Source organism: Melittangium boletus DSM 14713 (assembly GCF_002305855.1).
GTDB classification, from domain to species: domain Bacteria; phylum Myxococcota; class Myxococcia; order Myxococcales; family Myxococcaceae; genus Cystobacter; species Cystobacter boletus.
In genome coordinates, this window is record NZ_CP022163.1 from 9,878,130 (window position 1) to 9,904,400 (window position 26,271).

A 26,271-nucleotide genomic window follows, 5' to 3' on the forward strand; every position below is an offset into this window, starting at 1 on the left:
CAGAACTTCGCATCCATGCATGCCGCGATCACGGCGCTTGATCCTCTGGACGCCTTGGCGACGATGCGGCGGTTGCCGGAGTTGAACCAGCAGAAGGATGTCCCGGGCATCTTGCGATTGCTCCACGGGATCCTCCCCCCTCCGGGAAAAGCGCGGACCTGGAGCTACGTCGAAGCCGCGGCCGCCATGCGCGACATCGGCTTCTTCCTGGGGTCGCTCAAACGTCACGGGCATGAACCCGTCGAGATAGTCCCAGCCCTGGAGCCGATCCTGCTGGAGCTCGCCCGGGTGACGGACCTGCCCCCGAGGGAGACCCTGCTGCACGTGACGGTCTGGAACCCTCCCAGTCCGGACGCGGAGAGAAGGTACACCTGCTGCCAGGCGGAGGTGCACCTTCTCGAGAGCGTCCGGATTTCGATGGTGTCGCTGGAGTCGGCGCTCCATCGCCTCGTCGAGCTGTACGAGTTGCCCATCGGCTCGCGCCTGTTCGCGCCCATGTGCGATGACGTCGCGGAGAAGCTCAAGAAGATGGTCGAGTCCATCGTGTATGCGTACCGGACCATCCCGCCCCGCGTCTTCGTCCAGGAACTCAGGCCCTACTACGATCCCATCCAGGTGGGAGGCCAGTCCTACCTGGGACCTGGCGCGGTGGAGATGCCGCTCTTCCTGCTGGATCACATCCTGTGGGGCTCGCGCTCGGAGCACGCGGAGTACAAGTCGTTCAAGGAGACCTACCTGCCCTACGTGCTCCCTCAGTTGCGGACGCTGCATGGGCGGTTCCTCGGACACATCTCGCTCCTCGAGCGGGTGCTCGAGGAGGTCGAGGCCATGGGGACCCTGGAGGAGCCCGTGCGCGGCGGCTTGAAGTCCCTGGACAAGATTTTCGAGGTGCTGCTGCGCTTCCGCGCCCCGCATGTCGGACTGGCGGAGCAAGCTTATCAAGTCGAGAGCGAGACCCACTCCGTGGGGAGTGGGGGTTATGCGCCCAGCATGCTCGGCGATCTCCTCGCCCTCACGCGGGACGCTCGCTCGCGTCTGACGGCGGTGCTGCGCGGTGCCGAGGTCAGCGAACCACCCGCGCGGATGAGCATGGCGCGCTAGCACTCGCGGTTGACACGGCTGTCACACCATCAACGACTTCATGTTTCCCAAAAGGGGAGCCTCTTCAATGCAGCAACCAGTCAATGAGCTCAAGAGCCCTCGCGGCGAGAGCACCGGCAATAGCAACCATTTCGATGTGATCATCCTGGGCTCGGGGATGTCGGGCACCCAGATGGGAGCCATCCTCGCCAAGCAGGGCTTCCGGGTGCTCATCGTCGAGGAGTCGGCCCACCCCCGCTTCACCATCGGAGAGTCCTCCATTCCGGAGACCTCCTTGATGAACCGGATCATCGCGGACCGCTATGGCGTCCCCGAGATCGGCGACATCACCTCCTTCTATTCGACCTTCAAGAAGGTCTCCTCCAGCACGGGCATCAAGCGCAACTTCGGCTTCGTGTTCCACCGGGAGGGCCAGGAGCACGATCCGAAGGAATACACCCAGTGTGTGATTCCGGAGCTGCCCTGGGGGCCGGAGAGCCACTACTACCGGCAGGACGTCGACGCGTACCTGCTGCACGCCGCGATCCGCTATGGCTGCACGGTCCGCCAGCGGATTTCGATCACCGATTACGAGGTGAGCAAGACGGGCGTCGCGGTCACCTCCGCGCAGGGCGAGCGCTTCACGGGGCGCTACATGATTGACTGCGGTGGCCCCCGGGCGCCGCTCGCGATGAAGTTCGGGCTCCGCGAGACCCCCTGCCGCTACAGGACGCACTCGCGCACCCTCTACACGCACATGGTGGGCGTCAAGCCGTTCGACGACATCTTCAAGCTGCAGGGGCAACGGTGGCGGTGGCACGAGGGCACCCTGCACCACATGTTCCACGGCGGCTGGCTGTGGGTCATCCCGTTCAACAACCACGACAGGGCCACGAACGATCTCGTGAGCGTGGGTCTGCAGCTCGATCCCCGCATCCACCCGAAGACGGACATCCCGGCGCAGCAGGAGTTCGACGAGTTCCTCGCCCGCTTTCCGACCATCGCGGAGCAGTTCAAGAACGCGAAGCCCGTGCGCGACTGGGTCAAGTCGGACCGGTTGCAGTACTCCTCCAAGACGACCGTGGGGGATCGCTACTGCCTGATGCTCCACGCGGCGGGCTTCATCGATCCGCTCTTCTCTCGCGGGCTCGAGAACACGTCCGTGGCGCTCCACGCCCTGGCGGCGCGCCTCATCAAGGCGCTTCGGGACGATGACTTCTCCCCGGAGCGCTTCGAGTACATCGATCGCCTGCAGCAGAAGCTCCTGGAGCACAACGACGACTTCGTGAGCTGCTGCTACACGTCGTTCTCCGACTTCCGCCTCTGGGACGCCTTCCACCGTTTGTGGGCCGTTGGCACCATGCTGGGCCAGTTCCGCCTGGTCCAGGCCCACGCCCGGTTCAAGGAATCGCGGGATGAGCGCCACCTGGATCACCTGGACGACAACCCGCCCTACCTCGGCTACCTGTGCGCGGACATGGAGGGCTACTACCGCTTGTTCAATGACTGCAAGGCGGAGGTGTTCGCCGTGGCCGAGCAGCGCAAGTCGTCCGCGGACGCCGCGGCGCGCATCCACCAGCTGATCGACGCGCAGGAGTTCGCCAAGCCCCTCTTCAGCTTCGGCTACTGCATCTCGGGCGCCTGGAAGCACGTCAACAATTCCAAGTACAGCCTCATCCCGGCCCTGCGCCTGCTGCACTGGACCCAGTCCGGCGCGCCCCCCGAGGTCAGGAAGTACTTCGATTACAATCCCATGATGTCCATGTTGAGGACGTACGTCGAGAACCGGGTGGCGCTCGCCCTGAAGTAGGCGAACACCATGGTGGGGGGGACGGTTCAATCCCTGGCTGGAGGCCTTGAAATCAAATGAGTGTCGACACGGAGTTGGAACAGAATCGGATCAGGCCCCTGCCCGGGTTGAATGACATCACCACGCAGCTCTCCGCGAGCTGGTATGTCGCGCTGCGCTCGGAGGACCTGAAGCAGAAGCCCGTCGAGCTGAAGCTGTTCGGCCAGCCGCTGGTGGCCTGGCGGGACAAGGCGGGCCGCCCCGTCGTCATGGAGCGCTACTGCTCTCACATGGGCGCCAACCTCGCGGACGGCAAGGTGGTGGATGGGTGCATCGAGTGCCCCTTCCACCGCTGGCGCTACGACAGTGCCGGGGCGTGCACGCATGTCCCCGGGCACAGCCAGGAAGTGCCCAAGCTGGAGCCCATTCCGCCCACCGCGCGTCAGTCCATCTACCGCACCACCGAGCGGTATGGGTATGTCTGGGTCTGGTACGGCACCAAGGCCCCCCTGTTCCCGCTCCCGGAGCTGCCCAGCGCCGACGTGGGGAACAAGGACTACCTGAACCTGCGCTTCTCCTTCGACACCAAGACCTCGGTGCTCCGGATCGTGGAGAACTTCTACGACGCCCAGCACGCGGAGGCGGTGCACCAGCTGCCCATCTCGGCCTTCAAGATCTCCGTGCACGACGACTGGCGCGACTGGCATCTGTCGCGAGACATGGAATCCCTGGCCAAAGCGGATGCCTGGTTTGGCGGAAGCATGGAGTTCAAGGTCAACCGGTACTTCGGAATCATCGGCATCCTTTCCCGGACGCTGGGATTGAACATCAGCAAGATGCAGCTGCATTTCGATGGCTATCCCGGCGGCTGCATCATGACGGTGAGCCTCGACGATCAGGTGAAGTACAAGCTGCTCCAGTGCGTGACCCCGGTGGACAAGAATGAAACCGTCATGCACATGCTCATCACGATGAAGAAGGCCGATGGGGCGTTGCGCAACGCGGCCAATCTCATCATGTTTGGTTTGCAGACGCGGCAGGCCGCCGGGTATGACGTCGCGATCTGGAACTCCCTGAAGACGGATGGTGGCGGGGCCTTCAGCAAGTACGACCAGCTCATCTTGAAGTACCGGACCTTCTACCGGCGCTGGGTGAACAAGGTGGGCCAGGAACAACCGGCGGAACATGCACCGGAGTCACGTGCGAACATGCCGGAGCAGAAGAACACCGCCCAGGCCATGCCCTCCCTGTAGGCGGGTCGGCGCGGCGGCTCCGAGGTGAGCCGTCGCGAGCCGAGGCCCCCCGGAGCCGTCCTCGCTCAGACCTTGAGGCGGATGGCGCCGGGCAGCAGGCGGATGCGGCAGGGAAGCTTGCCGGGCACCTCGCCATCCATCTCCAGGAACACCTCCTCGTCGCTCTCCGCCTCGAGGGTGCGGCACTGGAGGTAGCGCGTCTTGTTCCAGGTGGTGTGATCGCCGTTGTAGACGCCCTTGGACTTGATGATGAAGTCGGACAGGCGGTAGTCCTGCCAGAGCGTCAGATCGAAGCGGCCATCGTCGGTGAGGGCCTTGGGGGCCACGCACATGCCGCTGCCGAAGTAGCGGCCGTTGGACGCGGCGACGACGGTGATGCCCAGGGTCTCGGGCTCACCCCCATCCACGCGCAGGCGCACCTGACGGTCCTTGTACTTCGCCAGGGTCTTCACCGTGCCCCAGAGGAAGCTCAGGTTGCCGCCGAACGCCTTGCTGCCCACGTTCACCTCATGAGCGATGGTGGCGCTCACCCCGAAGGAGGCGATGTTGGCGAAGTAGCGCGACTCCGCCTGGCCCTCGTGGTTGACGTACTCGGCGACGCCCACGTCGAAGGGCTCCGTCTTGTCCGAGCTCAACCGCGCGAGCGCCGACTCCAGGTCCAGCTCCCAGCCAAAGGCCCGCCGGAAGTCGCCGCCCGTGCCCCGGGGGATGAGGCCCAGGGCGGCCTGGGGGTTGATGGGCTTGCCGTCGGCGAAGAAGCCGTTGACGACCTCGTTGACGGTGCCATCCCCGCCCACCGCGGCGACACACTCATACCCATCCGCGAGCGCGTCGCGGGTCAAGCGCACCGCGTCCATGGCGCGCTCGGTGAATCCGAAGCCGAAGTCGCCAATCGATCGGGTCACCTGGCCGGAGATCTCGGCCCACCGTCTGCCCGTCTCTCCATTGGCGCTGCGCGGATTCACCACGAGGAACGTCTTCATCGGCCCTGGTCCTCCAATTACTTCTGCGGGAGCGGCGCGGCGCGCACGTGCACCTCGCGCAGTTGCCGGTCGTCCACGTCGCCGGGCGCGCCCGTCATCAGGTCCGTGCCCGTCTTCGTCTTGGGGAACGGGATGACGTCGCGCAGCGACTCGGCGCCCGTGAGCAGCATCGCCAGGCGGTCCATGCCCAGCGCGAGTCCACCGTGCGGCGGGGCGCCGAACTTGAGCGCGTCCAGCAGGAAGCCGAACTTCACGCGCGCCTCTTCCTCGCCGATGCCCAGGGCCTTGAAGACCTCGGCCTGCACCTTCGGATCATGCAGACGGATGGAGCCGCCGCCGATCTCGAAGCCGTTGAGCACCACGTCGTAGCGGTGGCACTTCACGCGGCCCGGATCCGTCTGGAGGTACTGCACGTGCTCGTCGTGCGGCCGGGTGAAGGCGTGGTGCGCCGCCGCCCACGTCTTGCTCTCCTCGTCGTACTCGAAGAGGGGCGGGTTGACGACCCAGAGGAACTTCCACACGCCGCCGCTGCCGTACTCGGGGATGAGGCCGAGCTTCTTGGCCACGTGCACGCGCAGGTTGGCCATCACCGTGTGCACCAGCGACTCGCGGCCGAACTGGAACAGCAGGAGGTCACCCGTCTTGACGCCGCACGCCTGGTTGATGGCCTGGCGCAGCGCGGGGGTGATCGTCTTGGACAGGGGGGACTGGGTCCACTCGCCGCCCTCGGCCACCTTGGCGCGCGCGAGCCCCTTGGCGCCGTTCTGCTTGGCGAACTCCTCCAGCTTGTCGCTCTCCGCGCGGCTCATGGGCTTGTCGCCGGGCACCACCATCGCCTTGACGATGCCGCCCTGCTCCACCGCGTCCCAGATCATGGGCACGCCGCCCGCGGCGCCATGCTGGCGGATGAGCTCCGTGAGGACGATGTGCTCCAGGCCGAAGCGCAGGTCCGGCTTGTCGTTGCCGTACTTGGCCATGGACTCATCGAAGTCCATGCGCATGAAGGGCGTGGGCACGTCGATGCCCAGCACCTCGCCCCACAGCTTCTTGATGAGCCCCTCGACGATCGTGAAGATGTCGTCCTGGGTGACGAAGCTCATCTCGATATCGATCTGGGTGAACTCCGGCTGCCGATCCAGGCGCAGGTCCTCGTCCCGGAAGCACTTGACGATCTGGAAGTAGCGGTCGAAGCCCGCCACCATGAAGAGCTGCTTGTAGAGCTGGGGGCTCTCCGCCAGGGCGTAGAACTTGCCCGGGTTGAGCCGGCTGGGCACCAGGAAGTTGCGCGCGCCACCCGGGGTGTACTTGCCCATGAAGGGCGTCTCCAGCTCCAGGAAGCGGTTGTCATTGAGGTACGAGCGCGTGATCGCGTTCATCTTCGAGCGCGTGATCAGCGACTGCTGCAGCGGCCGGCGGCGCAGGTCGAGGAAGCGGTATGCCAGGCGCTTCTCCTCGGCGGTGTCGATGTTGTCCTCGACGAGGAAGGGCGTGGGCTCGGAGCGGTTGAAGATGGTGAGATCCGACGCCTTGATCTCGATCTCTCCCGTCTTGAGCTTGGGGTTGACCTGACTGCCGCGCGAGACGACCTTGCCCTTGATGCCCACGCAGTACTCGAGCCGCAGCTGCCCGGCCGTCTCGTGGGCCTCCTTGGCGATGTCCGGCTCGAAGACGACCTGGGTGAGACCTTCACGGTCGCGCAGGTCGATGAAGACCGCGCCGCCGTGGTCTCGCCGGTTCTGCACCCAGCCGAAGAGGACGACCTCCTCGCCAATCTGGGCCTTGGTGAGCTGCCCGCAGGTGTGAGTACGCTTGACCTCGGTAATGAACGGGACCGCCATGACACCGCCTGCACAGGGGGAAGTTGAAGGGGCGGCACCATAGAGAGCGTGGAAACGACGCGTCAAGGATTCCCGAGGACCCGGGGCTTTTGCCCCTCCCCATGACGCGGTGCTCTCCCGCTTGCTTCTGACCCCCCGGGTAACCGTAGTAATAAGTCCGACATGGTCCGAAAGCTGACAGCCACCGCCGCCCTGCTCGCCCTCTCGTGCGCGCCGCAGACCCAGGTGCCCATGAAGGTCCGGGCGCTCGTGCTCTCCAGCAATGGCGCGTACGAGCCCACCGAGGTGGAACTCAAGACGGTCACCGACATCGTGTCCCTGGAGGGCAAGGTGGCGCGGATTCAGGGCAACGCCATCCTCCGGCTGGCCTCGACCGATCCCGAGGTCCAGGCGGCCCAGACCGAGGAGGCCCTGGCCCGCGCGATGACGAAGGACGAGGGCCGCTCCATCACCGCCAGCTACATCACCGACCCCCAGGGGGTGCTGTGGCCGGCGGACTTCCACACCTGGAACCTGGTCACCACGTACTACAACCTCGAGCGCGCCTGGGACTACTTCACCAATGTGGTCGCGGTGCCCCAGGCGGAGCTGCCCCAGACGACGGTGCACTACTTCCCGGAGTTCGTCCTCGCCGACGTGAGCGACCAGCCCCAGCGCGACAACGCCCTCTTCTACCCACCACTCAAGTCCTTCCTGGTGCTGCCCTTCGACAAGCTGCAGAAGGCGCCCCTGGCCACCAACGCCTCCATCCTCACGCACGAGTACGCGCACCTGGTCTTCAACCGCCGCGTGTACGGCGGCAGCGCCCTGCCCGCCCCGCTCAACAACTGGGCCCAGTCGGGTGACTTCACCCCGGGCCTCAACGTCATCAAGGCCCTGGACGAGGGCCTCGCCGACTTCCACGCCTACGTGGCCTCGTGCCAGGACGTGAAGCGCTTTGGCTGCAACACCCGCGTGCTGGCCTACTCCTTCGAGGACGTCGCGGTGAATGAGCGCGATCTGGCGACCCCCCGGTGCATGGGCCAGCTCATGTACAACAACCTCACCCGCTCCAGCGTCAACGTGCTCCCGAACCTCGCCTACGAGGTGGGCACCCTGCTCGCCAACGCGCTCTTCATGTCCACCACCACCGATGCCGAGAAGCAGACGATGGCGCGCGCGATCGTCGCCGCCTACTCGGACACGGACGCGGCCCGGCCCGGCTTCAACCAACTGGCGGCCTCGTCCCTGAACGATCAGACGACCTTCACGCTCATCAAGGCCGCCAAGGCCATCATCCAGCACATCCCCGCCGGCAACGTCGACCTGCGCCAGAAGGTGTGCACCAACTTCGCCACCCGGCTGCAGATTCCGGTCAACGCGCTCACCGGAAACACCGAGTACGACTGCCCCGCCAGCACCACGACCACCACCGACTGCCCCGCCATCAATCTCAACCCATGAAAACCCGCGCCACGCACCGCTGGACGCTGCCCTTCCTCGTGGGAGGCCTCGTGCTGGCCACGCCCTCGCTCGCCCAGGACGAGGACTCGCCCTACGCCTACCCGGACGAGGAGGAGCAGTCGGACTCCCCTCGCCGGCGCTCCTCGTCCTCCGAGGACTCGCCCTACGCCTACCCGGACGAACAACCCGAGGAGTCGTCCCGCCGCTCGCGCCGCCGTCCCGCGCGCCCCGAGCGGGACATGCACGAGGAATTCCGTCAGGCCGCCGAGGGGGAGGACGAGGAGAGCAAGGACTTCCAGCGGCTGGCGGGCCTGGATGATCCGAACACGGGCGTGGCCTTCGAGCTGATTGGCGGCGCCATGTTCCTGAGCAGCGCGCGCGGCCAGTTCCTGGGGGACGCCCAGCCGGCCTTCGGCGCGCGCTTCACCTGGGAGTACGGCCGGCTGCTCAACAGCGAGCCGCTGCGCGAATCGCTCTGGTTCGACGTGCGCTACACCTACGCCGGGCAGCGCGAGGGCACGAGCCTCATCGTCGGCGACACCCGGCTGCACTACGCCACCATCGCCCCGGCGTACGAATTCACCTTCGGCGAGAGCTCGGACTACGGCTTCTTCCTGCAGGCGGGCGCGGGCATCACCTACGAGCACACGGCGATCGAATCCGGAGGCAAGGTGACGCCCGTGGACGGCGTGAAGTCGCTCATCCAGTACGGCGTGGGCCTGCGCGGCCGGAGCCGGCTGTCCGCGGCCACCAACGTGCGGCTGGCGTGGCGTGTGGAGGCCCAGCGCTTCCGGCGCGGCTACCAGGACGACACCTTCTTCGGCGCGAGCCTCGGCACCGCCTTCTAGACGGCCTCGGGTTTCATCCCACCTGCACACACGAGGGAAAACTTTACCCTCCTGTCGGACGTGCCGGGCCCTCCCCTTCGGGGGCCTGGGCACGTAACCCCGCGAATCCCCTCGCACCGGCCCGCTGGCACGCCTGCTGCTTCATGTCGGCGCGGGAGTGGGGGTTGTCGAGGTGGGAGGCGGGAGATGAAGAGCGTGCAGAAGAAGCAGTTGGACCCGGTGTGCGGCAAGCACCTGGAAGCCCCGGAGGGCCGTCCGTCCACGGAGTACAAGAAGCGGCGGTATTTCTTCTGTTCGGAGCGGTGCCGCTCGGCCTTCGAGCGTCAGGCGGAGCGCTTCCGGATGAACGACCTGGCGCGCGCGGGGGCGCTGCTGACGCCGGGCCGGGTGCGCTGGGGCATCGCCTGACGGCGCTCACGCCGCGGAGCGCAAGTCCTTGAGCTTGAGGGACAACCGGCGCTGACCGCGGAAGGTGTCGAAGCTGGCCTGGAACGCCAGGTCCACGGGCCCCTCGGTGAGGGCCAGACGGTCCGCCATACCAAAGCCGATGGCGTCCACGGCGGGCGCGTCCACCAGGGCGAGCTTGAGGTGGCCCGAGCCCCCCGTCTTGTGGGGAAGCACACGCGGGCGCGCCACCTGGCGGCGCAGCACCAACACGGGCTCGGGGTTGCCCTGTCCGAAGGGCCCGAGCCGCTGCAGCGCCTCCACGGCGCCCTCGTCCAGCTCCGACACGCCCACCACCGCGTCCACCTTGCAACGCGGAATCAGATCCTCCGGCGTCAGCCGCTGCATGGCGATGCGCTCGAAGGCCTCGCGGAAGGCGGGCAATTGGGGCGCCTCCACGGTGAGCCCGGCGGCGTGCTTGTGGCCACCGAAGCGCACGAAGAGGTCCGCGCAGCCGCTCAGGGCGTCATAGAGGTGGAAGCCCTCGATGCTGCGCGCCGAGCCCTTCCCCACCCCGTCCTTCACGCCGACCATGACGGTGGGCCGGTGGAAGCGCTCCACCACGCGCGAGGCGACGATGCCGATGACGCCCGGGTGCCAGCCGTCCGCGTAGAGCACGAACCCCCGGGCACCGCGCTCGGCGATCTCCCCCGCCTGGGCCAGGGCCTCGGTGAGGATGCTGCTCTCCAGGCCCTGCCGCTCGGCGTTGGCGCGATCCAGCATCTGGGCGAGCGGCCGCGCCGCGTCGACGCTCTCGGAGCACAACAACTGCAAACCGAGCGAGGCGTCATGCAACCGGCCCGCGGCGTTGATGCGAGGCCCCAGCCGGTAGCCCACCTGCCCCGCGGTGACGGGGGTGTCCGCGTCGAGCCCCGCCACTTCCTTGAGGGCGCGCACCCCGGGCCGGCGCCCAGCGCTCAGCTCCTGCAGGCCGTGGTGCACGAGGATGCGGTTGGCGCCGGTGAGGGGCACCACGTCCGCCACGGTGGCCATGGCCACCAGGTCCATCAGCGCCTTGAGGTTGGGCTCCTTGCGGGTGGAGAACCAGCCCTCCTCGCGCAGCCGCTTGCGCAGCCCCATGCAGAGGTTGAAGGCGACGCCGGCGGCGCACAGGTGCTTGGTGGGGTACTCACAGCCGGGCTGATGTGGGTTGAGCACCGCCACGGCCGGGGGCAGCGTGGGCGGCACCGTGTGGTGATCCACCACCACCACGTCCAGCCCCAGATCCCGGGCCCGGGAGATCTCCGCCACGGAGGTGACGCCGCAGTCGAGCGTCACCAGCACCTGGGTGCCCTCCGCGGCGATCTTCTCCACGGCCTGGAGGTTGAGGCCATAGCCCTCGTCGAGCCGATGGGGGATGTAGGTGGCGGGCCGGATGCCCAACTCCCGGAGGAACAGGGCCAGCAGCGACGTGGAGCACACGCCGTCCACGTCGTAGTCGCCGTAGAGGGTGATGCGCTCCTTGTCCCGCAGGGCGCGAGCCAGACGCTCCACGGCGGCCACCATGCCCTTCATCCGGAAGGGGTCGGGCAGGTCCGCCAGCTTGTCGGACAGGAAGGCGGAAGCGGCCTCGGGCGTGCGCAGGCCCCGGTGGACGAGCACCCGGGCCGAGAGGGGGTGCAGTTCCAGCTCGGCGGCGAGCAGAGCGGCCTGCTCCTGTGGCACCTCGGGCATCATCCAACGCACGTTCTCGCCTCCCCTGGTGGGCCGCCCTCGGGGCGTCCCCGCTCGTCAACCCACCCAGTCTACTTCGGAAGTCTGTCGAGGCGAGCTTGACGTCATGCTCGCTCTCCTGCCCGCCCCACGAAGAAGCACGAGGCGAAGGACAGCCCCTGGGATGCGCGTGCGGGGCCCACGTTGCGTCTCAACGCCCGAGGCCCCCGGCATCCGTGAGAGCACGGAGCGCGAGGGCCTCGGGGGACTTCATGACGGCCAGGGAAGGCGCTAGGCCACCTTGGGCTGCTCGGTGCCGCTCTTCTTCTCGCGCGAGGCGGCACGCTCATCCAGCCAGAGCGTGACGGGGCTGGCGATGTACACCGAGGAGTAGGTGCCCACGACGATGCCCACGAGCATGGCCCAGGCGAAGTCGCGGATTTCACCCACGCCGAAGATGAGCAGACCCACGAGGGACAGCGCGGTGACGCCCGAGGTGAGGATGGTGCGCACCAGCGTGTCGTTGACCGCGATGTTGATGACCTCCGCCAGGGGCCGGTTCGGGTACTTGGCCATGTCCTCGCGGATGCGGTCGTAGATGACGATGGTGTCGTTGACCGAGTAGCCCACCACGGTGAGCAGCGCGGCGATGGAGGTGAGGCTGAACTCGGCGCGGCTGAACAGGTAGAAGCCCGCCACCATGATCACGTCGTGGAGCATGGCGAGCAGCGCGCCCGGGCCGAACTTGAAGTCGAAGCGGAAGGCCACGTAGATGAGGATGGCCACCATGGAGAAGAGCAGCGCCTGGAAGCCGCGGTTGCGCAGCTGCTTGCCCACCTGGGGACCCACGTACTCGGTGCGGCGCATCTCGAAGTCGGGAGACTCCGGGTTCTGCACCCCGTGCATCAGCGCGGCGCGGATGCGATCCGCCATGCCGCTGGCGACCACCTGGTACTCGTAGTCACCGGACTGGGCCTGGCCCAGATCGCGCACCTCGTCCACGCCCGTGCCCGTGTCCTCCACGGCCTTCTCCATCTGCGCGGCATCGAGCGGCTGCTTGCTGCGCACGCGGATCATGCCGTTGGACAGGTCGGGGCGGATGTCCTTGGGGTCCACCTGGCCGAGCTTCTGGATGGCCTCGCTCGCCTTCTCGGCGCCCGCCTCGGTCAACTGGGTCACGCCGCCCAGGCGCACCAGGAACGAGTTCTCGTTCGCCGAGCCGATGCTCTGCACGGACACGTCGTGCAGCTGGCCCGAGGACTCCACGCGCTCACGCACGTCCGAGGCGTTCACCGGGTGGTTGAACTGCACCTCCACCACCGTACCGCCGGCGAAGTCCACGCCCAGGTTGAAGCCGAAGACGGCGATGCCCACCAGGATGACCAGGTTGAGCGCCGTGGAGATGAAGAACGCCGGCTTGCGCTTGCCGATGAAGTCGAAGTTCGTCTTGTTCTTGAGGATCTGCATGTCGGCTGTGCCTCGAGGTGTGGCCTAGACGGACACCGTCTGAGCGTTCTTGCCGTGAACGAAGTAGGTCATGATGACACGCGTCACCAGGATGGACGTGAAGAGCGACGCCAGCAGGCCGATGATGAGCGTGGTGGCGAAGCCGCGCACCGGGCCCGTCCCCGTGAAGAAGAGGATGAAGCCGGCGATGAGCGAGGTGACGTGGGCGTCGAAGATGGTCCAGAAGGCGCGGTCGTAGCCCTGATCCACCGCGGCGCGGGCCGTCTTGCCGTGGGCCAGCTCCTCGCGGATGCGCTCGTTGATGAGCACGTTGGCATCCACCGCGATGCCCAGCGTCAGCACGAATCCGGCGATGCCCGGCAGCGTGAGCGTGGCGTTGAAGAACGCGAGGCCTCCGAAGATGAGCAGACCGTTGAGGATCAACGCCACGTCCGCGATGAGGCCCGCGGAGCGGTAGTAGATCACCATGAAGATGATGACGCACAGCACGCCCACGCCCGCGGCGAGGCCACCCTTGCGGATGAGCTCGTCACCCAGCGAGGCGCCCACCTGGCGGATTTCGCCCGTGGTCACCGGCGCGGGCAGCGCACCGGCCTTGAGCGCCAGCGCCAGCGTCTGCGCGTCCGCCAGCCACTGCTCCAGGGGACGGCCGCCCGAGCGGCCCATGGTGATGCGCGCCCGGCCGCCGCCAATGCGCTCGTTGATGCGCGGCGCCGACTGCACGTAGTCGTCCAGCACGATGGCCATGCGCCGGCCCACGCCCTTCTCGGTGAGCTGCTCGAACTGACGCGCCCCGGCGGCGTCGAAGCTGATGTTCACCTCGGGCTCGTTGAGCTGGCTGAGCGAGGCGTCCGCGCCCGTCAGGCTCTCGCCCGTGAGCGGCGCTTCCTTCTCCACCAGGTAGGTGCGGTAGCTGTCGCACACGCCCTTGCGCGTCGCGCTGGCGATGCACTCGAGCAGCACCAGGCGGTCCTGGGGGACCTTGCCCTTCACGTACTCGAGCAGCGCCTCGCGGTTGGGACCCTCCAGTTGGGGGAAGCCATCGGCGGTGGTCAGGGTGATGTTGCTGCCCTCCGGCGGAGGCGTGGTCTGGTACGTCTGGCGGAAGAAGTCGGTGGTGTCATCCACCATGTGGAACTCGAGCTGCGCCGTGGTGCCCACCAGCTCCTTGGCCTGCTCCGGGTTGTTGCGGCCCGGCAGGGAGATCTGGATGGCGTCGGTGCCGAGCTTGCGCACGTCCACTTCCGCCACGCCCCACTTGTCGATGCGCTTGCGGATGACGAGCATCGCCTGATCCACCGACTCCTCGCGGAAGCGGTTCGTCTGGGTGTCGTCCGGCGAGAGCACCAGCTTCGCTCCATCGCGCGACACCTTGGAGAAGTCCGTGAAGGTGGCGAGCACCTCCTTCTCGATGGCGTCCATGGTGGCCGGCTCCTGCGCGGTGAGCGTCACCTGCAACCGGTCCGGATCCGTGTCCACCTTCACCTGGCCGATCTGCTTGTCGTTGATGTAGCGGGCGATCTGATCGCCGCGCCGCTCGGTGCGCTTCTCGAGGGCCGTCTTGGTGTCCACACGCATCACCATGTGGATGCCACCCTGCAGGTCCAGCCCCAGGTTGATGCGGTACTTGGCGGGGGGCGCCCACTTGGGCATGGCCGCGTCGATGGCCGCCAGGTTGTTGCGCTGGCTCCGGTCGACATGGAACAGCGAATAATAGGAGGGGATGAGGAACCAGATGGTCAGCAGCGTCACGCCGATGACCAGGCCCAGCCTCCAGTACCAGCCGCGATCCATTACTTCTCCTCCTTCTTGTCTTCGATCTTCGCGGCCGAGGCGGACTCACCCGCCGCGTACCGTCCCGCCACCGACGTCTTGAGGACACGGATGCGCGTGCCACTGGCGACCTCGAGCGTCACCTCGCGCTCGGCCACCACCTGGATGCGCCCGATGATGCCCCCCTGCGTGACGACCTCATCCCCCTTCTTCAGGCTGGAGATGAGCTCGCGGTGCGTCTTGAGCTGCTTCTGCTGCGGGCGGATCATCATGAAGTACATGATGGCGAACAGACCGATGAAGAACGCGATGTTCCACGCGCCGCCGGGTCCACCCGCCGCCTGAGCCAGGACTAGATAGCTGTCAGCCACAAACCGCCTCGTCGCTTAAAGAGAGGGCCCTCACCGAGGCGCCGTCCACTTCTACCCGTAGACAACGCAAGAGCCGGAAAGGGGGGCCTCTTAGCAGCAGCCCCACACCCCGAGCAAGAGAACGACGAGCCGCCCCGGCCATTCCGTGGCGCGTCATGCCCGCCCGGCCCCCCCCAGGCCCCGTCCGGACCCCCTCCCGGGGCCTATTTCGTCCGCGTCCGCTCGGCTTCCTGGGCCCGGGCCTTCTCCCGGAAGTCGCGGGCGAAGGAGGCGTAGCGGTCCTCGGCGATGGCCTCGCGCACCTGCTTCATCAGGGTCAGGAAGTAGTGGAGGTTGTGCAGGGTGTTGAGCCGCATGGCGAGGATTTCCCCCGCCACGAAGAGGTGGCGCAGGTAGGCGCGGCTGAACGTGCGGCAGGTGTAGCAGGAGCACGCCGGGTCCACCGGCCGGGGATCCTTGGCCCAGGTGGCGTTGCGGATGACGAGCTTGCCCTCGGTGGTGAAGAGCAGCCCGTTGCGGGCGCAGCGCGTGGGCAGCACGCAGTCGAACATGTCCACGCCCTGCTCCACGCAGTTGATGAGATCCACGGGCGTGCCCACCCCCATGAGGTAGCGCGGCTTGTCGCGGGGCAGCAGGGGCGCCGAGTACGCCACGCCCTCGTACATGGCCTCGGGCGTCTCCCCCACCGCGTAGCCCCCGAGCGCGTAACCCGGCAGGTCCACCGCGCACACCTCCTCGGCGTGCGCCTTGCGCAGTTGCGGATCCATGCCGCCCTGCACGATGCCGAAGAGCGAGGAGCGCTCGCGGCGCCAGGCCTTCACGCACCGGTGCAGCCAGCGCGTGGTGCGCGCCAGGGACTTCTCCAGGTAGGCCCGGCTCTCGGTGGACGGCGGGCACTCGTCGAAGGCCATGATGATGTCCGCGCCGAGCGTCTCTTGAATCTCGATGGAGCGCTCGGGCGTGAGCAGCAACTTGCGCCCGTCCAGGTGGGACTGGAAGGCGGCGCCCTCCTCGGTGATCTTCCGCTTCTCCGAGAGGCTGAACACCTGGAAGCCCCCGCTGTCGGTGAGCATGGGGCGATCCCACGAGATGAAGCGGTGCAGGCCGCCCATCTCCCCCACCAGGTCATCTCCCGGCCGGAGCATCAGGTGGTAGGTGTTGCCGAGGATGATTTGAGCATCGAGCGTCAGCAGCTCATCCGGTCCCACGCCCTTGACGCTGCCCACCGTGCCCACGGGCATGAAGATGGGGGTCTCCACCATCCCATGCGGCGTGTGCAGCCGGCCCCGGCGCGCGCGCGTGCCCGAGGCGTCCTCGTGCAACAGCTCGTAGCGCACCAGGCTCGGCGGCACCCGGGTATCTCCCTTCTCCTCGCGCGGCTCTCCCATGGCGTCCTCGTGTCTCCCTACTCCGTCACCAGCATCGCATCGCCGTACGAGAAGAACCGGTAGCCGGCGGCGACCGCCTCCCGGTAGGCCGCCAGGGTGCGTTCACGCCCGAGCAGCGCGCTCACCAGTACCACCAGCGTGGAGCGCGGCAGGTGGAAGTTGGTGAGCAGCACGTCCACCGCCCGGAAGTCGAAGCCGGGGCGGATGAAGATCTCCGTCTCGCCCGGCCCCTCGCGCAGCGAGCCCGCCGCGGCGTCCCACGCCGACTCCAGCGTGCGCACCACCGTCGTGCCCACCGCCACCACCCGGCGCCCCTCGGCCTTCGCGGCGTTCACCGCCCGAGCCGTGGCCTCGGGCACGAAGTAGCGCTCCGGGTGCATCCGGTGTTTCTCCAGGTTCTCCTCGCGCACGGGCAGGAAGGTGCCGGGCCCCACGTCCAGTGTCACCTCCACGCGCTGGATGCCCCGGGCCGCGAGCGCCTGGAAGATCGCGTCCGTGAAGTGCAACCCCGCCGTGGGTGCCGCCACCGCGCCCGAGGCCCGCGCGTACACCGTCTGGTAGCGCTCGGCATCGGCCGCCTCGGGGGCCCGGGTGATGTAGGGCGGCAGGGGCAGCCGGCCCGCCTGGTTCAGCACCTCGGCGAGGGACGTGCCCGGCGCCGCCAGGAAGCGCACCCGGTACTCCCCTCCTCCAAGCGCCTCCAGGACCTCCGCGGCGAGCCCCCCGGAAAAGGAGAGGCGCGCTCCGGGCTTGAGGCCCTTGGACGCCTGACCGAGGCAGATCCACTCCAGCGCCTCGGCGTCACCGCCCAGGGCGTGTGACGTCAGCGTGGAGGACGCGGGGCGGACCACCAGCAGTTCCACCCGGCCTCCCGTGTCCGCCTTGGAGCCCAGGAGCCGGGCGGGGATGACGCGCGCGTCATTGACGACGAGCAGATCCCCCTCCCTCAGCAGGCCGGGCAGCTCGGCGAAGTGGCGGTGGGTCCATGCGCCCGAGGCACGGCTCACCACGAGGAGTCGCGATGCATCACGGGTCGCGAGCGGCGTCTGGGCGATCTGCGCCTCGGGCAGCGCGAAGTCGTAGTCGGAGAGCAGGGAGGACACGGGCGGAGGCGCTTGTAACAGCCCGCGCGGCTCGGCGGAACCGGTGTGTCAGTAGAGCTGTTGCAGCTCGGTCCCCGGGTAGTAGTGCTGGAGGATGTCCCGGTAGCTCCGCCCCTGATCCGCGAGGGCCTTGGCGCCCCACTGACACAGGCCGGCGCCGTGGCCATAGCCCCGGCCATTGAGGCGCCAGCCCCCCGAGGTGCGCTCGGCATCGAAGTCCAGGCTCTTGAGCTTCGTGTAGCCGAGCTTCCTGCGCAGCGTCACGCCATCCACCGAGGCGCCCCCCGACGCGGTGACACGGTTGACGCGGTGGGTGGCGGTGCGAGAGGTGACGCGAAAGCCCTCGGGGGACTGGCCCAGGGCGGCGCGCAGCTCGGCGTCCGTCACGGTGGCGCTCCAACGGCTGGCGGGAAGACGGCCACACGGGCAGTCCACGGCCTGGAGGTAGGGCAGATCCCTCTGCAGGGCATCCCACCCGGACTCGGTGTGGCCGCCGCACGAGGCATGGAAGTAGGCCTCGATGGGGGCCAGGTCATAGGTGAGCACTTCACCGCGAGTGGCCTCCACGGCGATGCGCGTGCGGGCGTCCTCGCGGTTGACGCCACCGTACACCTGATGGAGCACGCTGCTGCCCACGTAGAAGGGGGCGCCATAGGCCTCGAGCTTCTTCTGGAGGGCATAGGTGCGCGCCGCCACGGCCTGGGCTTTCAAGGCCTCGGGGGGAAAGGAGACGGGCATCTCTCCGCCGAGGACCGCGGCGAGGTAGTCCTCCAAGGGGATGACGTTGATGAGCTGGAGGCCGTCCTTGTACAGGCGCACCACGACGTCGCCGCGCACCGCCATGTCCCCCGCGCGCAGGGCCTGGGAATCCAACCCCGCGCGGAAACGGACGGCGGAGCCCATGACGGGCGCCCCATTGAGCTCCAGGCGCGAGCCCCGGCGCCGCACGACGACCGCCTCCTGTTCGAGCGGGGAGAAGCGGGCGTCCTCGGTATCCGAGCCGAAGGACAACCCCTTGCCGCTCACCCGGACATCGCCCTGGGCATCCCCCATGGCGATGCGCATGGTCTCCACGGCAAGGGCGTGAAGAGGCGCGAGCAGGAGCAGCATGACCGCAACAGGACGCAACATGGCGTCAGTGTAGGGGGGGCCGATCACGGCTCAAGAAATCAGCCGCCGGATGACGGAGAATGCCGCCCCCGTGTCCCCTGCCCCCGACGCCTCCCGCTTCTCGACCGCCGACTTCGTGACCGCGCTGCGGGCGCTGCCCTCCCGTCCGGCCACCCTGCTCCTGATGAGGCTCGCCCAGGGCCGCTCCTTGCCGGACAGCGCCTCCTTCTATGGCATCTCCCCGGACGCCTTCTCCATCCACCTGCTCCGTGCGGCACTGGCGCTCACCCAGGCGGCCACCCTCCCCGTCCGGACTCCGGAGAACGACACGGAGGAAGACCTCTGGGCACGGGTGCTCGCCGAGTCGCTCGAACGCGAGGCGGTGACGATACCGCCCTCGATGATGGCGACCGTGGCCCTGTGCAAGCGGATGCGCGCGTTGGGCCCGGAACTGACGGCGGCGCTCCGGGCCGCCGAGCGCGCCGAGGAGGACTCGCCGAAGCGGCGGCGCGAGGATTGGCTGCGTCGCCTGGCGGTGCTGGCCCTGCTGGGACTGACGGCCTACCTGTACCTCCATCGCACCGAGGAACCCCCGGAGCGCCCCCCGGCGCCCCGTTCCCGCCAACGGTGAGGTGGAGAGGGAAAGCCTTCGCCTACCCGGCCGGCGCCCTGTATCGGCGGCCAATGCCCAGCCACCCGGGAACACCTCAGCTTTCTGGCGCAGGCGAACTCCAGAAAGAGGGAGGAACGATCATGCGTCACATCAAGGGTGTGTGTATCGGAGCGATCGCGGCGGCCTTGCTCCTGGGCACCGGGTGCAAACCGAATCAACCGGTCCGCCCCCAGAATCCATCGATGGAACAAGGCACGGGCGGCTCTTCCATCCAGAGTCCCGAGAGCACGGACTCCGCCATGGGAACGGGGACGGGCGGGTCGGGGCTGAGCAACGACACCGGGAGTTCCCCGTACATGGGGACCCACGATGCGGGAACAGGAGGCGTCCAGGGCCAGGAGCCCGGCGGCATGGGAGGCTCGGGACCCACGGGCTCGGGCACCCAACAGGACAACAACACGCGGGAGCCGGCGCCCGGCACGACCCAGGGCAACGACGCCAGCCATCGGAACACGGATCCCGGAGCGGACCAGGGACCGAACCGCTGAGTCAGGCAACGTCCCGGGCCGCCGATTCCATCCGGCGGCCCGGGGGGACGAGCCCCAGCACCAGCAGCCCCAGGAGCGGCAAGCCCAGGCCCACGGCACAGACACCCGTCCATCCGGCATGGCCCCAGGCGATGCTGCCCAACCAGGCCCCGAGCGCGCCTCCCACGAAGCACGTCACCATGTAGACGGTGTTGAGACGGTTGCGCGCCTCGGGACGCAGGGCGTAGATCCGCGTCTGATTGGAGATGTGGTTGGCCTGGGCGCCAAGATCCAAGAGGAGGACGCCCGCCGCGATCCCCCATAGCCCCTGCCCGGCCACTCCGAACACGACGAAGGACGCCGCCATGAGGCCCATGGAGAACGCGTTGATGCGCCGGTCGCCCCCCTTGTCGGTGTAGCGGCCCACCAGGGGCGCGGCGATGGCGCCCACCACGCCCACCACGCCGAACATTCCCGCGGTCCTCGCCCCGTAGTGTTGCGGCAACGCCTGCAGATGGAGCACCAGGGTCGCCCAGAAGGAGCTGAAGGAGGCGAAGGAGAGCGCGCCCAGCCATGAGTGCAACCGGAGCACGGGCTCCTCGCGCACCAGCACCCCCAGCGAGCGGAGCAAGGCGCCATAGGGCACATGGGCACTCGCGGGCTGGCGGGGCAGCGCGAGCCGCAGCAGCACGGCGAGGCCCACCATCAACCCCGCGGCGATCCAGAACATGGCGCGCCAGCCGAACCGCACGCCGAGCAGGCCCCCCACGGTGCGGGACAGCAGGATGCCGATGAGCAAGCCGCTCATCACCAGTCCCACCACGCGGCCCCGCTGCTCGGCGGGCGCGAGGTGCGCGGCGAACGGCACGAGCAACTGAGGCACCACGGTGGTCACGCCCACGAGGGCGCTGGCGGCCACCAACCAGGGCAGGCTCGGAGCGAGGGCCATGCCCAGCAGCGCGAGGCTCACCAGGCCGCACATGAGCACGATGATCCGCCGCCGCTCGAGGCTGTCGCCGAGTGGAACGATGAGCAGCAGGCCCAGGGCGTAGCCCACCTGGGAGGCGGTGGGGACGAGTCCCACGGCGCGGTCCGAGGCCTGGAAGGTGCGGCCGATGTCTCCGAGCAGGGGCTGGTGGTAGTAGAGGTTGGCGACCGCGAGTCCCGCGGAGATGGCCATCATCCAGACGAGGCTGGGACGCAGGTGCGAGGTGGAATCCACGCGCTCGCCTCTACCCATCCGATTCGCTCCGGGCAAGCACGAGGGAAATACTTCGACACCAGGAGCGCATTGGATGCATCCAGGCCCCCTGGTAGCCTCGAAGGGTGATGATCCATTCCTTGCGCACCATCACCCGAGTGGCCTGGGTCCTGTCCCTGCTGATGGTCATGGGCGGCCTGGGCTGGTGGCTGATGAACCACCCGTCCCCGACACCGGAGAACGCCCGATGGCTGGGCAGGATCGTCCTCACCCCGGACGTCCTGGGCTGGATGGGCGGAGCGGTGGCGCTCTGGATGGGCGGGGTGGTGGTCGCCTACCGGCCCGCTCGCTCCGAGACCCGCCGTGATCAGCGGCCGGGCCTGTCGCCCCTGGAAGTGGTGAACGCGGAGGTGGCGGTCGCCGTACGGCAACTGCTCACGGAGATGAACCAGGTGCTGCGCCGCTACGTGATGCGCGCGGAGCCGGACATGATCGCCTTCCTGGACACGCTGCTCGACGGGGCCATTCGGGTGGGCGCGAGCGACGTGCACGTCCACCCGCTGGAGTCGGGCACGCGCATCGCCTTTCGCGTTCATGGCGTGCTGGAGGAGGTGATGATGCTGCCGCGCGAGCACCATTCGCGCCTCATCAACCGGATCAAGGTCCTGTCCAAGGTGGTGCTCTTCCGGACGGATCGGCCCCAGGACGGCCACTTCGCGATTGGAACCCCCGAGGGGCCCGCGGACATCCGCGTGTCCTTGTTGCCCACCAACCACGGCGAGTCCTCGGCGCTGCGCATCGCTCGCAGCAGCGTGAGGTTGCCGCAGCTGTCCACACTGGGCTTCCCGGAAGAGATTATTGGCCCCTTCCAGGGCGTGCTCGACCGGCCCCAGGGCGTCATCTTCGTGGCGGGTGCCACGGGCAGCGGCAAGACGACGACGCTGTACGCCTCGCTCGGCTACATCAAGCAGACCCGCGGCGACATGACCCGCATCGCCACCATCGAGGATCCGATCGAGTACGACGTGCCACTCTTCTCCCAGACACAGGTGAACACCGAGCAGGGCTTCACCTTCGCCCAGGGCCTGCGCTCGGTGCTGCGCCAGGATCCCAACGTCATCATGGTGGGAGAGATCCGCGACGCGGAGACGGCGCGCACCGCCATCCAGGCCGGGCTCAGCGGACACCTGCTGCTCACGACCGTGCATGCGAACTCGGCGGCGGGCGTGTTCAACCGGCTCATCGAGATGGGCGTCGAGCCCTTCCTGCTCGCCTCCGCCTCGGTGGCCAGCGTCTCGCAGCGCCTCGTGCGATCGCTGTGTCCGCACTGCCGCATCCCCTTCCAGCCCGAGCACGAGGAACTCCTCCGGTTGAACGCCGCGGGACTGCCCACGTCGGGGCCGTTCTATGGATCCACCGGATGTCCACAGTGCGCGGGCTCGGGATTCCTGGGGCGCACCGCGCTCTACGAGGTGTTGACGGTGACCCCCGCCATCCGCGATTGCATCAACACCAAGGTCCCCACGTCCCGGACGCAAGACGTGGCGGTGAAGGAAGGCATGGTGCCTCTGCTCAAGGCGGGACTGGAGCGAGTCCATGCCGGAAGCACGACCCTGCGCGAAGTCTTCCGAGTGGTCGGATGAACCCAGGAATGCCGGAGGTGGAGGCGTGAGCCGGATGAGCGAATGGGTCGCCGCGGTATTGAAGCTGGCATCCTCCCTGTGCGCGGTGGTGGCCGCCGGACTCTTCGTCCTGGCCCTGCGCCACGGGGAGGGCGTTGCCCCACCGGGTGCGACGGAGGCACCCGACTCATCGGATGAACCGGTCCTGATCGTGGAAGCCGGGGAGCCCGCGAGGGACGAATCCGCGGAGAAGGCGACCCAGGAGTCACGCTCCGAGTTCCAGGGAGCCATTCTGTCGCTGGAGTCGCGGCCCTCTGGAGCCTCGGCCCAGGTGAATGGGGTGGACCAGGGGGAAACGCCCGTATCGGTGGGGCTCGATTGCGTGCCCGGCACGCCGCTCGTCATCGAGTTCACCCTGCGCGACTTCCAGAAGGAGACCCACAAGACGCTCTGCCCGATGAACGCGGTGGTCACGGTGAAGGCCCGGATGCGCAAGGACACCGGCTCGCGTTCCGGGAAGCGGTGATTACCGTCCTCCGTGGACCTCCTCTACGATGGGGGCGCCCATCCAGGAGTTTTCTCATGTCCCGCCGTCTGTACGTCCTGCTGTGCTCGACCTGGCTCGCCGTTCCGGTCACCGCGTCCGCCCAGAACCTGTCGCCAGAGCAACTCGCGCGCATCCGGCTCGACGAGAAGGAAGCGCTGAAGAAGATCGACGACGCGCATGGCGGCAAGAAGCCCTCGGAGATGAGCAGCGCCGAGCGGCGGCAGGTCATCGAGGAACAACGGGCGGCCGTCCAGGAGGTGAAGGAGAAACACGGCGTATCGGAGAAGGACTACGCGCGGCAGACGGCGCGGATGGGGCCGAAGCAGAACGCCGAGGTGGCCGCGGCGGAGAAGGAACTGGAAGCGAAGCAGAAGGCTGCCGCCGCGGCGGAGACTCGGCCCGAGGAAATCATTCCGGTGGAGGTCCGGGACGAGTTCATCGATCCGGACAAGCCGGAGGCACCTCCAGCGGAATCGGAACCCGGGTTGGTGGACGTTCCCGTGACGGAAGAAGGCGGAGTGCCCGTGGAGGAACTCGACACCGCCCAGGTGGGCTCGAACACGCCCACCGAGAGTCCAAGTCCGTGAGGAGCCGCCCCTACCCCCAGCGCCGCTCGCGCCACACGGCATCGTAGGGACACGAGCAGTCAACCTCCTCGGGCTCGGGGTAGACGTAGCGCTCGCCCTTGTAGTTGCGGAACACGGTCTCCTGAGCACCCCGCTCCACCACGTAGTCGGGCTGGAGCGTCACCTTGCCGCCGCCCCCGGGCAGATCCACGGCGAGGTGGGGCACGGCGAGTCCCGAGGTATGGCCCCGCATCTGCTGGAGGATTTCCATCCCCTTGGCGATGGGGGTGCGCAGGTGCTCGCAGCCCTCGGCCACATCCATCTGGTGGAGATAGTACGGGCGCACGCGCATGCGCAGGAGCGCATGGGACAGTTCCTGGATGATGCGCGCGTCCGAGTTGAGGCGCCGCATGAGCACGGCCTGGTTTTCCACGGGAACGCCATGGTCCACGAGTCGCTCGCACGCCTCCCTCGCCTCGGGGGTGATCTCCTTCGGATGGTTGAAGTGGGTGATGACGTAGACGGGGGCGTAGCGGCGCAACAGCCTGGCCAGCGAGTCGGTGACGCGCATGGGCAGGCACACGGGCACGCGCGTGCCGATGCGGACCATCTCCACATGGGGGATGTCGTACAGGGGCGCGAGCAACTCCTCGAGCCGCTGCTCGGTCAGGAGGAAGGGATCTCCACCGGAGATGAGCACATCGCGCACTTCGGGATGGCGGCGGATGTAGTCGATGCCGCGCCGCATCTGCTCCTTGGTGAGCTCCGCCTCGCCGCCCTTGGTGATACGGCGGCGGGTGCAGTGCCGACAGTAGACGGAGCACGTGTCGAGCGCGAGGAAGAGCACCCGGTCCGGGTACTTGTGGACGATGGCTTCCTCGGGCCGGGTCTTGTCCTCGCCGAGTGGATCCGCGAGCTCTCCGGGCCGCACGCGAGCCTCGGCCCGCACGGGGATGGACTGCATGCGGATGGGACAGAGCGGATGGTCCCGATCGATGAGCGACAGGTAGTACGGACTGATGCCCACACGGAACAGGGAGGAGGTCTCCTGCACGCCGGCGCGCTCGTCGGGCGTGAGGGGGATGTACTTCTCCAACTGGGCGAGGTTGCGCACGGCATGGCGCTGCTGCCAGCGCCAGTCGGTCCATTCCGCGTCGGTGGCCGAGGGAAAAAGGGCCTCACGGCCGGCCTGGGATGCCGGTCGCGAGGAGAAGCCCTTGGAGGGCGGTACGTCAGAAGGCATCACGCCGCCTGGGCCTGATCACGCCACCACTGCTGGCCCGACTCGGGCAGCGTGTAGATGGGGTCGAAGTACTCGTACTTGCGGGTGAGCGCGTCGGCGTCATCGCCTTCGATGCCGGTGCGGTAGTTCTTCGTCCAGTAGGAGATGCCGCGCTCGCGATCGTACTCAGCCACCTGATGGACCCAGCGCTTGCCCACGAACGGCACGTCACACACGATGCGCGGGGTGGCGAAGCCGGGCATGTAGCCCATGATGTCGTGCTGGAGCTGCTGGGCCTCGGCCACGCTCATGCGCCAGTGTTCCGAGTTGGGGATCATGTCGCACATGTAGAAGTAGTACGGCAGGATCTTCGCGTGATCGAGCAGGGTGAAGCACAGCTCGAGCAGGTCCTTGGACGTGCCGTTGATGCCGCGCAGGAGCACGCCCTGGTTGCGCACGTCGCGGAAGCCCATGTCGAGCAGCTTGCGTACGGCCTTGGCGACAAGGGGCGTGAGCTGGCGAGCGTTGTTGACGTGGGTATGGAGCGCCAGATCCACGCCCCGCTCGTTGGCCTTCTTGGCGAGCCGCTCCAGCCCTTGCAGGACGGAGTCCTGGAGGAAGTGCTGGGGAATGGCCATGAGGCCCTTGCTGGCCAGGCGGATGTCCCGGATGTTGGGGATGTCGAGCAGGGCGCTGATGAAGGGTTCGAGCGCCTGGATGGGAAGGTTGGCGATGTCGCCGCCGCTGACGACCACGTCCCGCACCGTGGGGGTACGGCGCAGGTAGTCGAGCATCTGCTCGTAGCGCTCTTTCTGACCCAGGTGGAAGCGGTGCTTCTGGACTTGGGGCACGTCATTGCCCACGAGGTCCATGCGGGTGCAGTGGCCGCAATACTGGGGACAGGTGGGGAGCATCTCCGCCAGCACCTTGGTGGGGTAGCGGTGGGTGAGGCCCTCGACGGCCCACATATCGGCCTCGTGGAGGCTGTCGCGGCTGGCCTTGGGGTGATTGGGCCACTCGGTGTGCCGGTCGTCGAAGGCGGGCAGCATGTAGCGGCGGACGGGGTCGTTCCACAGGTCCGTCTCATCCATCGTGTTGATCATCTGGGGCGGCACGAGGATGGACATGGTCGCCCGCTCGCGCTGATCGCGCTCGAGGCTGGCGAGGAGGTCCGTGGGGAGAAGGGAGCCGAAGACGGCTTGGAGCTCCTTGAAGTTCTTGACGGTGTGCTTGCGCTGCCAGACGGAACTTTCCCACTCGGCCTGGGTCACGTCCTTGTAGCCCGGGAAACGCCTCCAGTCGGGCTCCACGAACTCACGGCGCAGGGGGTAGGTGAATGGCTGTTGCGCGGGGCCGGCGGAGGCCGGTTTCCCACGAAGGGGCGTCGTCGTCATGGCGGTTTACCTTACCGGAACCAGGGGTCGGGAACG

The 26,271-nt window shown here is 67.8% G+C and carries 23 protein-coding genes; 11 read left to right on the plus strand and 12 right to left on the minus strand.

All coding sequences use genetic code 11. The features are described from left to right. The first annotated feature begins 15 nt into the window (after positions 1–15). The 3 genes from MEBOL_RS40740 (at position 16) to MEBOL_RS40750 (ending at position 4,122) form a co-directional block, all read left to right on the plus strand. Positions 16–1,101: a monodechloroaminopyrrolnitrin synthase PrnB family protein gene (locus MEBOL_RS40740; protein ID WP_218920861.1), complete on the plus strand. Its 1,086-nt coding sequence runs from the start codon at positions 16–18 to the stop codon at positions 1,099–1,101. A 67-nt stretch (positions 1,102–1,168) separates the two neighbouring features. Further along, a complete protein-coding gene (locus tag MEBOL_RS40745; protein WP_095982455.1) occupies positions 1,169–2,890 on the plus strand; it encodes an NAD(P)/FAD-dependent oxidoreductase in 1,722 nt (573 codons plus the stop codon). A 56-nt stretch (positions 2,891–2,946) separates the two neighbouring features. Then, positions 2,947–4,122, plus strand: a complete 1,176-nt coding sequence (locus MEBOL_RS40750; protein WP_095982456.1) for a Rieske 2Fe-2S domain-containing protein — start codon at positions 2,947–2,949, stop codon at positions 4,120–4,122. Positions 4,123–4,187: 65 nt separating this feature from the next. Here the strand turns inward: MEBOL_RS40750 and MEBOL_RS40755 are convergent, their stop codons facing one another. After that, complete coding sequence (locus MEBOL_RS40755) at positions 4,188–5,105, minus strand: diacylglycerol/lipid kinase family protein (RefSeq protein ID WP_095982457.1); 918 nt, start codon at positions 5,103–5,105, stop codon at positions 4,188–4,190. Positions 5,106–5,122: 17 nt separating this feature from the next. Then, on the minus strand, positions 5,123–6,943 hold the full coding sequence (gene aspS, locus MEBOL_RS40760; protein ID WP_095982458.1) for an aspartate--tRNA ligase: 1,821 nt from the start codon (positions 6,941–6,943) through the stop codon (positions 5,123–5,125). A gap of 162 nt (positions 6,944–7,105) precedes the next feature. On the opposite strand from aspS, the gene MEBOL_RS40765 reads away from it, so the two are divergent. From MEBOL_RS40765 to MEBOL_RS40775, 3 genes are all read left to right on the plus strand, one after another. Then, positions 7,106–8,386 (plus strand): gluzincin family metallopeptidase, encoded by a 1,281-nt coding sequence (locus tag MEBOL_RS40765; protein ID WP_095982459.1) that lies wholly within the window; start codon positions 7,106–7,108, stop codon positions 8,384–8,386. After that, the gene (locus MEBOL_RS40770) at positions 8,383–9,234 is read left to right on the plus strand and encodes a hypothetical protein (RefSeq protein ID WP_095982460.1); all 852 of its coding nucleotides are present in this window, start codon (positions 8,383–8,385) and stop codon (positions 9,232–9,234) included. The genes MEBOL_RS40765 and MEBOL_RS40770 overlap by 4 nt, the downstream gene beginning before the upstream one ends. Before the next feature lie 186 nt (positions 9,235–9,420). Next, positions 9,421–9,642 carry a YHS domain-containing protein gene (locus MEBOL_RS40775; RefSeq protein ID WP_095982461.1) on the plus strand — a complete coding sequence of 74 codons (222 nt, stop codon included), beginning with the start codon at positions 9,421–9,423 and terminating at the stop codon, positions 9,640–9,642. Positions 9,643–9,648: 6 nt separating this feature from the next. Here MEBOL_RS40775 and recJ read toward each other — a convergent pair whose 3' ends face one another. The 7 genes from recJ to MEBOL_RS40810 all read right to left on the minus strand — a co-directional run bounded on the left by recJ (position 9,649) and on the right by MEBOL_RS40810 (position 18,564). Then, entirely contained in the window at positions 9,649–11,355 is a 1,707-nt protein-coding gene (gene recJ / locus MEBOL_RS40780) for a single-stranded-DNA-specific exonuclease RecJ (protein WP_179956492.1), read from the minus strand. Positions 11,356–11,622: 267 nt separating this feature from the next. Further along, positions 11,623–12,798: a protein translocase subunit SecF gene (secF, locus tag MEBOL_RS40785; RefSeq protein WP_095982463.1), complete on the minus strand. Its 1,176-nt coding sequence runs from the start codon at positions 12,796–12,798 to the stop codon at positions 11,623–11,625. Between the two features lie 24 nt (positions 12,799–12,822). Continuing rightward, positions 12,823–14,592, minus strand: coding sequence for a protein translocase subunit SecD (gene secD, locus MEBOL_RS40790; protein WP_095982464.1), 1,770 nt, complete (start codon positions 14,590–14,592; stop codon positions 12,823–12,825). Further along, complete coding sequence (gene yajC / locus MEBOL_RS40795; RefSeq protein ID WP_095982465.1) at positions 14,592–14,942, minus strand: preprotein translocase subunit YajC; 351 nt, start codon at positions 14,940–14,942, stop codon at positions 14,592–14,594. Before yajC ends, secD begins: the two co-directional genes overlap by 1 nt. A 203-nt stretch (positions 14,943–15,145) precedes the next feature. After that, entirely contained in the window at positions 15,146–16,330 is a 1,185-nt protein-coding gene (gene tgt, locus MEBOL_RS40800) for a tRNA guanosine(34) transglycosylase Tgt (protein WP_095982466.1), read from the minus strand. Positions 16,331–16,347: 17 nt separating this feature from the next. Continuing rightward, complete coding sequence (queA, locus tag MEBOL_RS40805; RefSeq protein ID WP_095982467.1) at positions 16,348–17,433, minus strand: tRNA preQ1(34) S-adenosylmethionine ribosyltransferase-isomerase QueA; 1,086 nt, start codon at positions 17,431–17,433, stop codon at positions 16,348–16,350. Positions 17,434–17,481: 48 nt separating this feature from the next. Next, positions 17,482–18,564: a SpoIID/LytB domain-containing protein gene (locus MEBOL_RS40810; protein ID WP_095982468.1), complete on the minus strand. Its 1,083-nt coding sequence runs from the start codon at positions 18,562–18,564 to the stop codon at positions 17,482–17,484. A 49-nt stretch (positions 18,565–18,613) separates the two neighbouring features. On the opposite strand from MEBOL_RS40810, the gene MEBOL_RS40815 reads away from it, so the two are divergent. Both MEBOL_RS40815 and MEBOL_RS40820 read left to right on the plus strand, forming a co-directional pair. Then, a complete protein-coding gene (locus MEBOL_RS40815) occupies positions 18,614–19,174 on the plus strand; it encodes a hypothetical protein (protein ID WP_095982469.1) in 561 nt (186 codons plus the stop codon). Between the two features lie 122 nt (positions 19,175–19,296). Then, entirely contained in the window at positions 19,297–19,704 is a 408-nt protein-coding gene (locus tag MEBOL_RS40820; protein WP_095982470.1) for a hypothetical protein, read from the plus strand. A 1-nt stretch (position 19,705) separates the two neighbouring features. On the opposite strand, the gene MEBOL_RS40825 is transcribed toward MEBOL_RS40820, so the two are convergent. After that, positions 19,706–20,863 carry an MFS transporter gene (locus MEBOL_RS40825; protein ID WP_095983321.1) on the minus strand — a complete coding sequence of 386 codons (1,158 nt, stop codon included), beginning with the start codon at positions 20,861–20,863 and terminating at the stop codon, positions 19,706–19,708. Between the two features lie 149 nt (positions 20,864–21,012). On the opposite strand from MEBOL_RS40825, the gene MEBOL_RS40830 reads away from it, so the two are divergent. The 3 genes from MEBOL_RS40830 to MEBOL_RS40840 are packed head-to-tail and all read left to right on the plus strand — an operon-like array spanning position 21,013 to position 23,640. Beyond that, a complete protein-coding gene (locus MEBOL_RS40830; RefSeq protein WP_095982471.1) occupies positions 21,013–22,527 on the plus strand; it encodes a GspE/PulE family protein in 1,515 nt (504 codons plus the stop codon). A 34-nt stretch (positions 22,528–22,561) separates the two neighbouring features. Then, positions 22,562–23,032: a PEGA domain-containing protein gene (locus MEBOL_RS40835; RefSeq protein WP_095982472.1), complete on the plus strand. Its 471-nt coding sequence runs from the start codon at positions 22,562–22,564 to the stop codon at positions 23,030–23,032. Positions 23,033–23,088: 56 nt separating this feature from the next. Next, the gene (locus MEBOL_RS40840; protein WP_095982473.1) at positions 23,089–23,640 is read left to right on the plus strand and encodes a hypothetical protein; all 552 of its coding nucleotides are present in this window, start codon (positions 23,089–23,091) and stop codon (positions 23,638–23,640) included. A 10-nt stretch (positions 23,641–23,650) separates the two neighbouring features. Here MEBOL_RS40840 and MEBOL_RS40845 read toward each other — a convergent pair whose 3' ends face one another. After that, the gene (locus tag MEBOL_RS40845) at positions 23,651–24,862 is read right to left on the minus strand and encodes a KamA family radical SAM protein (RefSeq protein WP_095982474.1); all 1,212 of its coding nucleotides are present in this window, start codon (positions 24,860–24,862) and stop codon (positions 23,651–23,653) included. Further along, on the minus strand, positions 24,862–26,235 hold the full coding sequence (locus MEBOL_RS40850; protein ID WP_095982475.1) for a KamA family radical SAM protein: 1,374 nt from the start codon (positions 26,233–26,235) through the stop codon (positions 24,862–24,864). The genes MEBOL_RS40845 and MEBOL_RS40850 overlap by 1 nt, the downstream gene beginning before the upstream one ends. Positions 26,236–26,271 lie beyond the last annotated feature (36 nt).